Consider the following 13,707-nt stretch of genomic DNA (forward strand, 5'->3'; position numbering starts at 1 on the left):
GCGCAAACGTAGTCAGTGGTGGAGGGGCTGGTCCCGCCTCGCCTGCGTCGCTCGGCGGCGCACGTACTGGTTCGAGGAGTACTCACCGATGAGCACCGCACAACTGAGCGACCGACTGACCGGCTACCAGCCTGTCGTCCTCGGCGCGTTCCGCATCGTTCTCGGCCTGCTGTTCACCAGCGAGGGGGCTGCCACCCTCTTCGGTGTTCTGGGCCGGAAGGCCAGCCCGGTGGGTGACTGGCCGTTCTGGTATGCGGGAGTGATCGAGTTGGTGTGCGGTGTTCTCGTCCTGTTCGGGGTGGGGACGCGCAGCGCCGCGTTCGTCAGCTCGGGGATCATGGCGTTCGCCTACTTCACCGAGCACCAGAAGGACGGGCTGTTCCCTCTGCAGAACGGTGGCCTGTCGCCCGCGCTGTTCTGCTGGGGCTTTCTGCTGCTGGTCTTCTTCGGGCCGGGCGCCCTGTCCGTGACAGGGTCGGCCCGTCGGGACCGTACCGCCACGGAAGATGTCCGGTTGTCCGGTCCGGCCGCGTGAGACGGTGCCCGCTCCGGACGCGAACGGGGGTTCCTCGTCGGACCCCGCCGTTCATTCCGCGTGGGGCAGGGCGAACGTGGTGATGACCGCGGCGTGGTCGGACGGCCAGTCGTTGCCGGCCACGTCGGGCCAGGCCCGTGGTGTACCGGCCACGTACGTCCGCGAGTCGAGTACCCGCAGACTGCGGTGGAGGATGTAGTCGATCCGGTCCTGCGGTTCGGGCCGGCCGTTGCCGCCGTCGTGCAGGACGTGCACCGGCGACCAGGTGTGGCCCGGCGCGGTGACCGGGTCGGGGTGGGCCTCGCGATAGGAGTCGCGCAGGCCCGCTTCCTCGGCTGCGCGCGTGACCGGCCAGTCGACGTCGGGCCAGTCGAGGTGCGAGGGGCAGTTGAAGTCGCCGACCAGCACCACCGGTACGCCGTCGTCGCTCGCCTGTGCGATCCAGTGCAGCGTGTCATGCATCTGGGCGTGCCGGACCTCCTCGTGGGCGATCAACTCGGCGGCGCCCAGTCCGTCGAAGGCGGCCTCGTACGGCCCGTACGGCGTGTAGTGCAGGTGGACCGTCCATACGTCGACCTCCCGGCCGGGGCCGATGCGGATCCGTGCGCCGGCCGCTCCGTAGAAGCCGACGTCGGGGTCGCCGTGGCGGGCGGTGATGGGATGGCGGCTGATGATGCCGAGGTTGCTGCCGGCGGTGTGGTGGTGCCAGCCGAGGGCCTCGGCCAGTTCCCGGGCCGCGGTGCCGTTGGTCTCCTGGAGACCGACGACGTCCACACCGGTGTCCAGGACGGCCTTGATCTGCTTGGCGCGATGGCCGTCGACCTTCGAGCCGCCGAGCCACAGGTTGAGGCTCATGACACGCAGCCGGGGTCCGTCGGGCGGGCTCGGCGCGTGCGCGGCGGTCGCTCCGAGCCCGGGCAGAGCCACCGCATTCGACTCACGCGCCACCATCGCGTTCAGTTCCATCGTTGTCACGCCGACGAGGCTGGCCCGTACGGTTCGCCCGGGTGCCGGTGTGATCGGCGCCAGCGACGGCACGGCCAGAACCGCGCACCCGGCTGCTTCGGCGGAGGTCACGCCCGTGTGGGTGTCTTCGACGGCGACGCAGGCGGCGGGTTCCGCGCCGAGGGCGTGGCAGGCCGCGAGGTAGGGCTCGGGAGCGGGTTTGCCGGCGGTGGTGTCGTCCGCGGTGATGGCGACCGCGAACCGGTCGGCGCCGAGTACGTCCAAGACGGTGCCGGCGACGTCCCGCGGGGAGGCGGTGACCAGCGCGGTCGGAACGCCGTCGCGCGCGAGCGCGTCCAGCAGGTCGAGGGCGCCGGGGCGGGGCACGATGCCGGTGCGGACGCGCTCGGCGAACTGTCGGTGCAGTGCGGCGGACAGGTCGGTGACGGGCCGGCCGGTCGCGTCGGCCAGCCATGCGGCCGTGTGCTCGACGGGCCGGCCCAGCACCTCGGGTTGGTCCGCGTCGGTCAACGGCCGCCCGGCGACGTGTTCCACCGCCTCCCACCACAGCCGCTCGGTGTCGACGAGCGTGCCGTCCATGTCGAACAGGACGGCCTGGAGGGGGAGTCGGGGGTGGGGGGTCACGTGTGGTTCTCTTTCGGTCGGTGATCGGCTGACGGCAGGGAGCGGCTAGCTCTTCGTGCGCTGCGCCACCAGCACGGCCCGCCGCGGCAGCGACAGATCGACGGCGGATCCGGCGGCGAGCCCGGCCGCGTCGTGCGCGGGCAGATCGGCTTTGACGTCGGTGCCGTCGGCGAGCCGGACGGTCACGCGGACGACGGCGCCGAGGAAGGCGGTGGCGACGACCCGCGCGGTGCCGCCGCCGTCGGCGCGTACCCGTACGGCCTCGGGCCGCACCAGTACGTCCACGTCCCGGGCGCCGTCCGGCACCGGCCCGTCGATCGGCAGCCGCTGCCCGAGCACCTCGACGTCCTCGCCGTTGAGCGTTCCCGGGACGCGGCTCATCGTGCCGACGAATTCGGCGACGAAGGCGGTCGCGGGACGGCCGTACAACTCGGCCGGTTCGGCGCACTGCTCGAGCTGCCCGGCCCGCATCACGGCGACCCGGTCGGCCACGGACAGCGCCTCCTCCTGGTCGTGCGTGACGAACAGCGTGGTGATGCCCAGCTCCTGCTGGAGGCGCCGGATCTCCTCGCGCAGGGACAGGCGGACCTTGGCGTCGAGGGCGGACAGCGGCTCGTCCAGGAGCAGGACGCGCGGGCGCAGCGCGAGCGCGCGGGCCAGCGCGATACGTTGCTGCTGGCCGCCGGAGAGCTGGTGCGGGAACCGCGCGCCCTTGTCGGCGAGACCGACCAGCTCCAGCAACTCGGCCGCGCGGGACCGCCGTTCGGAGGTGCGCACCTTGCGCATCCGCAGTCCGAAGGCCACGTTGTCGAGTGCGTTCAGGTGCGGGAAGAGGCTGTAGGACTGGAAGACCATCCCGGCGTCGCGACGGTGGGCGGGCACGCCGGTGACGTCGTGTCCGTCGACGAGCACGGCGCCGGAGTCGGGGTGCTCGAACCCCGCGAGCATCCGCAGCGCGGTGGTCTTGCCGCAGCCGGACGGGCCGAGCAGGGCGAGGAACTCGCCGGGCCGGACGGTCAGATCGAGCCCGTCGAGGGCGACAGTCGATCCGAACTCCCGGCGCAGCCCGCGGAACTCGACGGTCGCGGCAGCCTGGGTGGGGGCGTCAAGGGCGGTGGCGGTCATGGTTCATCCCCGGGATGCGGTACGGGTGCGTCCGCCGGCACCGGCGAGCACGAGAAGCAGGACCCATGTCACGAGCAGACTGAGCACGGACACGGCGACGGAGAGCTGGGCCTGGGAGCCGCTGATGTTGACGATCCACACGGCGAACGGCTGGAAGCCGAGCAGCTGAGCGACCGTGAACTCACCGAGTACCAGGGCGAGGGTGAGGAACGAGGCGTTGAGCAGCGCGCCGCGCAGATTGGGCAGCACCGCCCGGGTCAGCGCCTGCGGCCAGCCCGCGCCGCAGGAGCGCGCGGCCTCGACGAGGGTGGGCACGTCGACCGCGCGCAGCCCGGCGTCCAGCGCCCGGTACACGAACGGCAGCGCCATCACGACGTACGCCAGGACGAGCACGAAGGGGAAGCCGGGGTTCTGGATCGCGACGAACGTCTGGAACAGCGGGGTGCGCGACAGATGCTCGGGCCCCCACTTCAGTACGGTCCCGATGCCCGCGACGAACGCGATCGGCGGCACCACCAGCGGCAGCGAGCACACCACCTCGACGACGGGCCGCAGCCGGGGCGCGCCCAGGCGCAGCGCGACCATGGCGGGCACCATCAGCAGCAGCACGATGGCGATGGTGGCGGCGGCCAGCTCCAGCGACAGCAGCAGGCTGGAGACGAAACCGTCCGTGGAGAGGATCCGCGTGTAGGCGTCGAAGGTGACACCCTGCCCGGGCACGTCCACCGTGAAGACGACGGACGCGGCCATCGGGACGAGGAAGTACAGTCCGGCGAGGCCGAGGACGCCCCACCGCCACAGGTTCAGGCGAGCCATCGGGCGCTCCGGCGTTGCAGGGGCAGGTACACGGCCATGACGAGGCCGGCGACGAGGACCATGTCGAGGCTGAGGGCGAGCGCCACGTTCTCCTGGCCGACCAGCACGTTGCCGGAGATGGCGTCGGCGATCTGCAGGGTGACGAGGGGGACGGAGCTGCCCACCATGGCCGCGGCGGTGGCGTACGCGGCGAACGCGCTGCCGAACAGCAGCACCAGGCCGCCGAGCAGCGAGGGCAGCAGCACGGGCAGCGCCACGTGGCGCCAGTACTGCACGGTGGTGGCGCCGTTGTTCTGCGCGGCCTCGCGCCACTGGGCGCGCAGTCCGTCCAGCGCCGGGGTGATGGTGAGCACCATCAGCGGGATCAGGAAGTACAGGTAGACGAGGACCAGTCCCCAGAAGCTGTACAGGTCCCAGCCGGTGCCGCCCAGGCCCAGATGCCGGGTCAGCACACCGGCGTTGCCGAGCGTGGCGACGAAGGCGAAGGCCAGCGGGACGCCGCCGAAGTTGGCCAGCACCCCCGACGCGGTGAGCACCGCCTCGCGCAGCGCGGGCAACCGGGAGGACACCACGGCCTGGGCGAGCGGCAGTCCGAGCAGCGCCCCGAGGGCGGCCGAGACGGCCGACAGCTTGACACTGCCGAGGAGCGCCGTGAGGTAGGCACCGCGGAGGGACGTGGCGAGGTTCTCGGTCGTGTAGGACGTCGCCCCGGTCGTCGGGTCCTTCATGGTGAAGGCACCGTTCAGCATGGCGATCGCGGGCAGGCCGAAGGCGATCGCGGTGAAGACGAGCAGCGGGAGGACGGCGAGCCATCCGGGGACGCGGCGCCGCCGCTTCGGGGAAGCGACGGACGCCACGTCCGCCCGCGTGAGCGTGGCGGTCATCCGGAGACGGCCTTCGCCCAGCCCTCGGCGAGCACGGTCTTCGCCTTGTTCTGCTGCTCCTCGGTCGGGAAGGCCGGGGTGCCGGAGACCTCGGGCAGCTTGGTGGCGGCGGTCTTGTCGAGGGTGCCGGCCTTCTCCATGGCGGTCATCAGGGCGGGCCGTGCGTAACCCTTGAGCCACAGGTTCTGCCCCTCGGCGCTGTAGAGGTACTCCTGCCACAGACGGGCCGCGGCCGGGTGCGGGGCGTCCTTGTTGATGGCCTGCGAGTAGTACTGGGAGAACTGGCCGTCGCTCGGGACCGCCACCTTCCAGTCGACGCCCTTGGACTTGAACTCCTCGGCGTAGCCGGCGTTGAGGTAGTCCCAGTCGATGCTGATCGGCGTCTCGCCCTTCTCGACCGTGGCCGGGGTGGACTCGACGGGGGTGTAGTTGCCGTTCTTCTTCAGATCGGTGAAGAAGTCCAGGCCGGGCTGGATGTCGTCGAAGGAGCCGCCGTTGGCGAGGGCCGCCGCGTAGACGCCGCCGAAGGCCGAACCGGACTTGGTGGGGTTGCCGTTGAGAGCGACCTGGCCCTTGTACTGCGGCTTGAGCAGGTCCTTGAAGGTGGTGGGGCACTCCTTGACGCGGGCCGCGTCGCAGCCGATGGAGATGTAGCCGCCGTAGTCGTTGTACCAGCGGGCCTGCGCGTCCTTCTGCGTGTCGGGGATGTCGTCGAACGCCTCCACCTTGTACGGGGCGAGCAGGCCCTGCTGGGCGGCGCTGATGGCGAAGGAGGAGCCGAGGTCGAGGACGTCGGGCGCGCGGTCCTGGCCCTTGCGGGAGGTGACGGCGTTGATCTCGTCCTGGCTGGAGCCGTCGGGGTTCTCGACCTCGATCTTGATGCCGTACTTCTTCTCGAAGCCGTCGATGAGGGCGCCGTAGTTGGCCCAGTCGCGGGGCAGCGCGATGGCGTGCAGCGTGCCCTCCTTCTTCGCGGCTTCGACCAGCTTGTCCATGCCGCCGAAGTCGGTGGCGGAGGTGGCGGTGGCGGCGGACTTGCCGTCGGCGGTGGTGGACGCGTTGTCGGGAGCGGCGCCGCAGGCGCTCAGGGCCAACGCGGCGACGACGGCGAGGGAGCCGCCGAGGACGGCTGATCGCGGCAGGGACACGGACACGGTCTCTCCAGGGGTGCACACGAGGACGGGTGGTGCGGAGTGAGATGCCGCAGGACAGTCTGCGACGAGAACTTGTCTGAACAAGTTGGCCCTCAGTACGCCCGTCTCGAATGACCTGAAAATGAATGCGAACCGAACTACAGCCCCCTGTTGCCTGCACAATCCGGCGGACACGGATCCCTCCGGATATCGGTTAGGCTCATCGGTCTGTGCACACCAGCCAAGTCAGAGGGGCGGCATGACGGCGCGACACGAGGAGATCGCCGAGGCGCTGCGACGCGCGATCGACGCCGAGGAGTACACCGTCGGGAGCCGGCTGCCCTCCGAGACAGAGCTGGCCGCCCAGTACGCCGTCTCCCGCGGCACCGTCCGCCAGGCCGTCGCGAGCCTCACCGCCGAGGGGCTGATCGGCTCCCGGCAGGGTGCGCGTCGGGTGGTGCTCGCCAGCCGCCGCAGCCAGAGCTTCGCCGAACTGCGCAGCTTCGCCCAGTGGGCGCGCGCGATGGGCCGAGAGGCGACGGGACGGGTCGTTGAACAGGAGTACCGGCCGGCGACCGCACAGGACGCGGTGCGGCTTCAACTCCCGGAGGGCACCGACGTGCTGCACGTGCTGCGGGTACGTGGACTCGACGGCGAGCCGGTGCTGCTGGAGCGGACCGTGTACGCCGACTGGATCTCCCCGGCGGTGGAGTCGATCGAGGTGGACTGTCCGTCCGTCACTCAGCGGCTGTACGAGGACACGGGTCTGGTGTTCGCGTACGGCGAGCACATCATCGACGCCGTGGCCGCGGGAGCGCAGGATGCCGAGTTGCTCGGCATCCGCCGTACCAGCCCGCTGCTGCGGGTGCGCCGGGTGACGACGACGCACGAGGGGCGGCCGGTGGAGTGGTCGGACGACCGCTACCGGTCGGACGCAGTGAGCTTCAGCGTGCACAACTCGATGGGGAACAACGCGCTGGCCCGGAAGACCGCGCAGTAGAACGCGGGGGACACGGGGACGCATGGCGCGCGCCGGGTGCGCCATGGCGCCGTGCCGGAGGCGGTCAGCGGAGTTGCGGACCGTCGTCCCCGTTCCGGCCACGTCCCGCATGGTGCGGCCCAGAACTCCAGTCGGTGGGGATCGGCCACACGTCGATGACCATCCCGACTTCATGGCTGGTGTGGCGGAGTCCGGCGCCCCGCTTGGCGTTGAGCAGCGACTGGACGGCCTTCACCGCGGGCCCGTTGTCGCCCTGGCGTACGGTGATGGCGAGCGCGCACCGATTGACCGTGCGCGGCCGGCAGGTGCTGCAGCGCGACGACGTCGGTGCCCCGGCTGCCGTTGCTCGCCAAAGGGAACGCGGCCTGGGGGAAGCCCTGCGCGGGGATGCCCGCTCCGAGGAGCAGGCCGGCCACCGCGGCGAACAGCGCGAGATGCCGTCGATGCCCACCGTCCGGCCGAGCGCCGCGGTCAGGGCGCGCTGGAGACGGGGCAAGGAGTGGTTCGGCGGCTCGAAAGGGGGATCGGCGTCCCGGGAGTCGGCTCGACGGTTCAGCCGGCTTCCGGACCGGGAGCGGGCCGAAACCGCCCGGCGGGGGCGTGGGCGCTACGACTTCTCCATGGCGAGCTTCTCCCCGCCCGACTTCTCGGCGCCGACCGGGTTCTGGGGCTGGCGGAGCATGTCGATGAGGCGGAAGATCTCCATCGGCAACGGGAAGATCAGCGTGGAGTTCCGCTCGGCGGAGATCTCGGCCATGGTGGACAGGATCCGCAGGTGGAGGGCGGCGGGGTGGCCTTCGAGACGGTCGGCGGCGTCCGCCAGGGTTTCGGCGGCCTCGTACTCGCCCTTGGCGTGGATCACCTTGGCACGCCGGTCACGCTCGGCCTCGGCCTGGCGGGCCATGGCACGACGCATGGGCTCGGGCAGTTCGACGTCCTTGACCTCGACGAGGGTGACCTTGACGCCCCAGGGGTTGGTGACCTCGTCGATGATGCGCTGGAGTCGTTGGTTGATTTCGTCGCGGTTGATGAGCAGTTCGTCGAGGTCCACTTGTCCGAGGATGCTGCGCAGCGTGGTCTGGGCGATCTGCGAGGTGCCTTTGATGTGGTCCTCGATGGCCACGACGGAGCGGTTGGGGTCGACGACGTTGAAGTAGGTCACTGCGTTGACCCGTACGGTGACGTTGTCCTTGGTGATGATGTCCTGCGGCGGAATGTCCATGGTCACGGTCCGCAGGGAGACGCGGATCATGCGGTCGACGACGGGGATGATGACGAACAGCCCCGGTCCCTTGGCGCCGATGATCCGGCCGAGCCGGAAGATCACCCCGCGTTCGTACTCGGGCACGATCTTCACTGCGGCCATCAGGAGCATGAGCAGGACGACTGCTCCGATGATGATGCCGATGAGGTCTGTGTTCATGATCCGTCCTCCGGTGCGGTGTGCGGCCCGTTGGGGGCGGCCTCGGCGTTCTCGACGATCAGATCGAGGCCGTCGAGGTCCACGACGCGGACGTGCTGTCCTTCGGTGACGGGGGCCGTACGGCCGCGGGCGGCCCACCATGTGCCGTCGAGCAGCACCTGGCCCCTCTCGCCGTCCACCCGGCGTACGACGGCCTCCCGGCCCAGCAGCCCTTCGTGCCCCGTGGTCGGCGGAGCCTTCCGGGCTCGCCAGGCGAGACGCCCGGCGAGTACCGAGCCGCCGCCCACCACCACGGCGGTCGGCCACAGCACGGCCGGATCAACGCCCAGCTCACCACGGAAGAGCAGGATCCCGGCGAAGACCAGGGCCACCGTTCCGCCCGCGGCGAAGACACCGACGCCGGGGGTGAGCACTTCCGCGGCGAACAGGGCGGCGGCCAGGATCAGCAGGAGCAGGCCGCCGACATGGAAGGGCAGCACGCTCAGCGCGACGAACCCGAGCACCAGGAGGACTGCCCCGATGACGCCACCGACGCCCATGCCCGGGGTCGCCAGTTCGTAGATCACGGCCAGAGTCCCGATGGAGAGGAACAGGAACGCCAGCTCGGGGCTGGCCAGCAGCTGCCGGACCTCGCCGAAGAAGCCGAGAGCGTGCTCCACGACCCGGGCGCCCGCGGTGTGCAGGACGACCTCGTGCCGCTCGCCCTGCGGGCCGACCACGACGTGGCGGCCGTCCAGCTCGGTGAGCAGGGCTTCGCGCGACGGCGCCACGAGATCGACCACGTCGATGCGCACGGCCTCCCGGTCGGACACCGACGTGCCCTCACGCACCATGTCCCGGGCGAAGTCCGTGCTGCGGCCGCGCTGTTCGGCGATGGACACGGCGAATGCGACCGCGTCGTTGACCACCTTGTCGCTCGCCTCCTCGCCCTGACCGGTCACGGGCGTGCCGGCCCCGATGTGCGTGCCGGGGGCCATGGCGGCGACATGCGCGGACATGGTGATGTAGGCGCCTGCCGACGCCGCACGGGCGCCGGGCGGAGTGACGTACACGACGACGGGCACGTCGGCGGCGAGGAATTCCTGCACGATGTCCCGGGTCGACTGCAGCAGCCCGCCAGGGGTGTCCAACTCGATCACGTACGCCTCGTGGCCCTCGCGCTCGGCAATGCGCAGTCCGTCCTTGAGGTGGTTGGCGACGACCGGGGTGATGGTGTCGTCGACCCGTGTGAGGAGCACGCTCGGGGCCTGTGCCGCGCTCATCGCCGGGGCGGCGAGCAGGCAGCCGAGCGCTGTCAGGAGGACTGCGGCGAGCCTCCGGGCGAGCCTCCGGGCGAGGCCGGTGGGGCTGGCGAGGCTGGTGGGGTTGGTTCGGGGCACGGGTGTGTTACCCCCTGGTTCCTGGCGCTGGGACCCTGTGTTGCGGGTTACCCGGCTGGCTGGGCGGATACGGGCCGGGGAGGGACATCGGCGGACATCTGGGGGTGCGCGACCTTGCCGGGGGTCGGCAAAGTGGCGGTAAACTCGAAGCTCGCCAATGCGGACAAATGGGGTGGCCGCTGATGGGTGGCAGGAGCGGTGCTGGCGCAGGGTCATGGGGCGGTCCGCCTCATGAGGAGCTGCTGGCCCGGGCTGTGGTGCGCACCGGTGGTATCGACGCGCAGGATCGTGCCCGGCTGCGGGAAGCGGCAGCTCACGCCGCCGGCAACGGCACCCCGCTGCGCGAGCTCATCGACGCCTACCTGGGTGCTTTGTGCCGTACCTGCGCACCGTCCGCGGGCGGGGCGGGCGGGGGTTGTGCTGTTTCGGTGCCGGTCCCGGCGCAGGTGCTGGGGCCTGTCCGGGAGGTGGCGGTCACGCTCACCGAGGGCTATGAGGCCGCTCACCGGGCGGCCATCCGGCGGGAGGAGGAGATCCGGCAGGCGTTCCTGGACGAGTTGCTGCACGGTGCCGGTGATCTCGGCCGGATGGCGGAGCAGGCCCACCGTATCGGTTTCCGGTTCGCCGGCCCGCACCGCGTGGCGGTGGCCCGGGCCGAGGCGCCCTTCAGCGCGGCGGACCCGGCCACCCGGTACGTCGAAGAGGCCATGGCCTCGGGCTATGGTGCCGGGGAGAGCCTGGTTGCCGCGAAGGACGGGATGCTGGTGTGCATCTGTGCCGGAAGCGGCGCGAGTGCCGCCGAGCACTTCGCCGAGCATGTCCGGCGTTCGCTCGCCCGGCATCCTCGGATCGCCGTCAGCCGGCCGCGGCCGGGGGCGAACGGTGTCGTGCGCTGCTACCGCGAGGCCCGCGAGACCCTCGACCTCGCCCACCGTCTTGCCGTCTCCGGCGCGGTGATCCACGCGTCGGACCTGCTGGTGTTCCAGGTCCTGGGCCGGGACAGAGCGGCGATCACCGACCTGGTGGCCACGGTGCTGGGCGGCCTGGAGCGGGCCCGCGGCGGGCCGGGCCCGCTGCTGCACACCCTGACCGCGTACTTCGACAGCGGCTGCACCAACACCGTGACCGCACGACGCCTCGGCCTCAGCGTGCGGACCGTGGCCTACCGCATGGCCCGCGTGCGCACCCTCACCGGGTACGACCCCACCAACCCCGACCAGCGTTACACCCTGCAGACCGCCACCCTCGGAGCACGCCTGCTCAACTGGCCCGCACTCCCCTTGCAACCCTCCGACTGAGGTGAGACGCCGAGAAGTTTTCCTGTCAGGTGCCGCGGAACTCGGAGGGCACAGGAGGAGGGGGGGGCAGCAGAACCGCGGGAGCGGCCATGTGGTGCTACGACTGCCTCGCCCAGGACCGTACGACGACGGCGTCGGCTGTATGCCGTTCGTGCGGCGCCGCGGTGTGCGCGGAGCACGTGCGCGAGGAGCGCAAAGAGGTCCGGCAATTGGTGGGCATGGGCAAAGCCACTCATGATGCTCCGGCCCGGAACCTCCTCTGCGAGATGTGTTTCCACGCGGAACACACGACTTCGGAGCCTTGCTGATCCTGGCTACGAGTGGTCGGAAGGCGAAGTCTCCTCCAAGGGCTCCAGGTACTCGGGACAGTCGGGGTTGCGGCAGGGCCCGGGGCGCCACACGGGCACGAAGAGTCCGAGCGTCTTGTGCCGCCGCTTGACGACCGTGTCCACGGGCTGCTTGCAGACCGGGCACGTCAGAGCACCTTGCGGACCGGTTTCATGCTCTTTGCCGAATGCTTTACGCATTCTTTAACAATAATGCTCGGCCGCCGTAAATGCAGCTCTTGTCCGACGTGCACCGGTACGCCGCTTGGCGGCCGGACGGCCGGGTACTCGGCCGCGTATGAAGTGGCGGCAGCTTGGGGAAGAGTACGGCGCCATGCATGTCGTGGTGCTCGATGCGGGCGAGGAGCCGGTGCAGGCCCTGACGGAGTTCGCGCGGGCACGCGACATCCGTACGGCGCAGGTCACCGCGGTGGGCGCGTTTTCGGAGGCGGTCGTGGGATGGTTCGATCCGGAAGCGCGGGACTATCGGCGCATCCCGGTGGCGGAACAGTGCGAAGTACTGTCCCTGGTGGGCGACATCGCCGAGGGCGACGACGGCCCGGTGCCGCACCTGCATGCCGTCCTTGGCATGTCCGACGGCCGAACCCGGGGCGGACATCTGCTGAGCGGGCAGGTGTGGCCCACCCTGGAGGTCATCGTGCGCAGCGCCGAGCCTGCGCTGCCCAAGGTCTACCACCCGGAGCTGGGACTCGCCCTGGTGGAGCCAAGGCAGGAGGAGTAGACGCGGCCCCCGTTGGAGCAGCCGTCCAAGTTCACCTGCTGCCGACGGTCCGTACGGCAACTCCTGCGGCCGTGAGCGCCAGACCCAGAACAAGGACGGGAAGGCCAGGGCCCGGAAGTACGTACAGGAGAGCTCCGGCCACGGTGGCCATGGCGCCGACCGACATCAGTGCGGCACCGAGGAAGGACGTGGACACACAGGGCTCCTGACTGGTGGGCACGCCGAACTTGTCGGTGGCGCGCGTGGTTGCTTTCATGGCCGCCGCCATCTGTGGTGCCGTGACGCACTGGGGTGCCGGGGCAGCCGCAGCATACGTGATGCTCCGGCGGCGGAGGGCGCGCGGGGCGATGGGGCGGTGCGCAGTTGCGCCGACCTGCCGGCACGGGAGGTGCTTCAGAGCCGCTTGGCGGGCCAGTCGAGCAGACGGGCGCCGATCACTGCCGTCTGGAGCATGTAACGGTGCGCGGGGTCGGACGGGTCGGCGCCGGTCAGCTTGTGGATGCGTTCGAGCCGGTAGGTCAGGGCGCGCACGCTGAGCGACAGACGGCGTGCGGCCTCGGCGGCCACGCAGCCGGAGTCGAAGTAGGCGGTGAGGGTGTCGAGGAGGGGCTGGGCGCCGCCGCGGGCCGTCGTGAGCGGGCCGAGGGTGTCGACCACCAGGTCGGCCATGGCTTGCCGGTCGCGGGTGAGCACGGGGTAGACGAGCAGATCGGCGGCGCGCAGCACCGGGTCGCCCAGGTCCAGGCGCTCGGCGAGTTCGAGGGCGTTGAGGGCCTCTTCGTAGGACTGGACGACGCCGCCGGGGCCGGGCTGCGGTCGGCCGATGGCGACCCGGCCGCCGTCCGTGGCGGCGTGCGCCTGCTTGGCGAAGTAGGTGAGGACCTCGTCCTGGTGGCCGGGGGCGATACACAGCAGCCGGCCGTCCTTGGTGGTGAGCAGTATGCTGCGGTCGCCGAAGCGGGCGATGAGGGCGCGTTCCACCTGCCGGGGCACCGGGTCGCCCTCGTCGTAGGAGGCCGGGCCCTGCGCGACGGCCACCGCGTGCGCATGGGACAGCCGCAGGCCGAAGCGTTCGGCGCGCTCGGCGAGGTGGCCCAGGTCGCTACGGCCGTAGAGGAGGTCGTCGATGAACTCCCGCCGCGCGGCTTCCTCCTGACGCACCGCCAGGCGCTGGGCGCGCTCGTAGCCCTCCGCGAAGGCGTCGACGACCTGCTGCACGGCGGCGAGTGCGCCGTCGGCGGTGCCGGGGGTGGCCGGCCAGGCCGTGCGCGCCGCCGACAGATGGGCGCTGATCAGGGCACGCAGGCCGTATCCGGCGTCCGCGGCCTGTTCGCCCAGGACGCGCCGGGAGACGATCTCGTCACGGGTGAGGCGCCTGCCGGTGGCCGACACCTCGGCCAGGATCCGGGCATAGCCGTCCAGATACTGCTCGGGTATCTCCCGGTCCGTCACGTCG

General features: G+C 71.0%; 14 protein-coding genes. 5 read left to right on the top strand and 9 right to left on the bottom strand.

From position 1 onward, the window contains the following. Window positions 1-88: 88 nt before the first annotated feature. Window positions 89-535 (top strand): DoxX family protein, encoded by a 447-nt coding sequence (locus HJD23_RS39740; RefSeq protein WP_171109240.1) that lies wholly within the window; start codon window positions 89-91, stop codon window positions 533-535. A gap of 51 nt (window positions 536-586) precedes the next feature. On the opposite strand, the gene HJD23_RS39745 is transcribed toward HJD23_RS39740, so the two are convergent. The 5 genes from HJD23_RS39745 to HJD23_RS39765 are packed head-to-tail and all read right to left on the bottom strand — an operon-like array spanning window position 587 to window position 6,104. Next, window positions 587-2,125 carry an HAD-IA family hydrolase gene (locus HJD23_RS39745; RefSeq protein ID WP_171109239.1) on the bottom strand — a complete coding sequence of 513 codons (1,539 nt, stop codon included), beginning with the start codon at window positions 2,123-2,125 and terminating at the stop codon, window positions 587-589. 45 nt (window positions 2,126-2,170) lie between these two features. Next, window positions 2,171-3,250: an ABC transporter ATP-binding protein gene (locus HJD23_RS39750; protein WP_171109238.1), complete on the bottom strand. Its 1,080-nt coding sequence runs from the start codon at window positions 3,248-3,250 to the stop codon at window positions 2,171-2,173. Window positions 3,251-3,253: 3 nt separating this feature from the next. Beyond that, the gene (locus HJD23_RS39755) at window positions 3,254-4,066 is read right to left on the bottom strand and encodes an ABC transporter permease subunit (RefSeq protein WP_171109237.1); all 813 of its coding nucleotides are present in this window, start codon (window positions 4,064-4,066) and stop codon (window positions 3,254-3,256) included. Continuing rightward, window positions 4,054-4,950, bottom strand: a complete 897-nt coding sequence (locus tag HJD23_RS39760; protein ID WP_171109236.1) for an ABC transporter permease subunit — start codon at window positions 4,948-4,950, stop codon at window positions 4,054-4,056. Before HJD23_RS39760 ends, HJD23_RS39755 begins: the two co-directional genes overlap by 13 nt. Then, window positions 4,947-6,104 (bottom strand): extracellular solute-binding protein, encoded by a 1,158-nt coding sequence (locus HJD23_RS39765; RefSeq protein ID WP_171109235.1) that lies wholly within the window; start codon window positions 6,102-6,104, stop codon window positions 4,947-4,949. The genes HJD23_RS39760 and HJD23_RS39765 overlap by 4 nt, the downstream gene beginning before the upstream one ends. Before the next feature lie 238 nt (window positions 6,105-6,342). On the opposite strand from HJD23_RS39765, the gene HJD23_RS39770 reads away from it, so the two are divergent. Then, window positions 6,343-7,083, top strand: a complete 741-nt coding sequence (locus tag HJD23_RS39770; protein WP_171109234.1) for a GntR family transcriptional regulator — start codon at window positions 6,343-6,345, stop codon at window positions 7,081-7,083. 607 nt (window positions 7,084-7,690) lie between these two features. Here the strand turns inward: HJD23_RS39770 and HJD23_RS39775 are convergent. Continuing rightward, the gene (locus HJD23_RS39775; RefSeq protein WP_171109233.1) at window positions 7,691-8,506 is read right to left on the bottom strand and encodes a slipin family protein; all 816 of its coding nucleotides are present in this window, start codon (window positions 8,504-8,506) and stop codon (window positions 7,691-7,693) included. Next, entirely contained in the window at window positions 8,503-9,885 is a 1,383-nt protein-coding gene (locus HJD23_RS39780) for a nodulation protein NfeD (RefSeq protein ID WP_240980925.1), read from the bottom strand. The genes HJD23_RS39775 and HJD23_RS39780 overlap by 4 nt, the downstream gene beginning before the upstream one ends. Before the next feature lie 182 nt (window positions 9,886-10,067). Between HJD23_RS39780 and HJD23_RS39785 the strand changes: the two genes are divergently transcribed. The 3 genes from HJD23_RS39785 to HJD23_RS39795 all read left to right on the top strand — a co-directional run bounded on the left by HJD23_RS39785 (window position 10,068) and on the right by HJD23_RS39795 (window position 12,251). Then, the gene (locus HJD23_RS39785; RefSeq protein WP_171134124.1) at window positions 10,068-11,183 is read left to right on the top strand and encodes a helix-turn-helix domain-containing protein; all 1,116 of its coding nucleotides are present in this window, start codon (window positions 10,068-10,070) and stop codon (window positions 11,181-11,183) included. A gap of 89 nt (window positions 11,184-11,272) precedes the next feature. Continuing rightward, complete coding sequence (locus HJD23_RS39790; RefSeq protein WP_171117375.1) at window positions 11,273-11,491, top strand: DUF2180 family protein; 219 nt, start codon at window positions 11,273-11,275, stop codon at window positions 11,489-11,491. Window positions 11,492-11,807: 316 nt separating this feature from the next. Continuing rightward, window positions 11,808-12,251, top strand: a complete 444-nt coding sequence (locus HJD23_RS39795) for a PPC domain-containing DNA-binding protein (RefSeq protein WP_171117377.1) — start codon at window positions 11,808-11,810, stop codon at window positions 12,249-12,251. 31 nt (window positions 12,252-12,282) lie between these two features. On the opposite strand, the gene HJD23_RS39800 is transcribed toward HJD23_RS39795, so the two are convergent. Beyond that, window positions 12,283-12,507: a hypothetical protein gene (locus HJD23_RS39800; RefSeq protein WP_171111913.1), complete on the bottom strand. Its 225-nt coding sequence runs from the start codon at window positions 12,505-12,507 to the stop codon at window positions 12,283-12,285. A 137-nt stretch (window positions 12,508-12,644) separates the two neighbouring features. After that, window positions 12,645-13,703 (bottom strand): helix-turn-helix domain-containing protein, encoded by a 1,059-nt coding sequence (locus tag HJD23_RS39805; protein ID WP_171119122.1) that lies wholly within the window; start codon window positions 13,701-13,703, stop codon window positions 12,645-12,647. Between the last annotated feature and the right edge of the window lie 4 nt (window positions 13,704-13,707).

Origin of the sequence: Streptomyces sp. Z423-1 (genome assembly GCF_013009255.1) — a bacterium.
GTDB classification, from domain to species: Bacteria; Actinomycetota; Actinomycetes; order Streptomycetales; family Streptomycetaceae; genus Streptomyces; species Streptomyces gossypiisoli.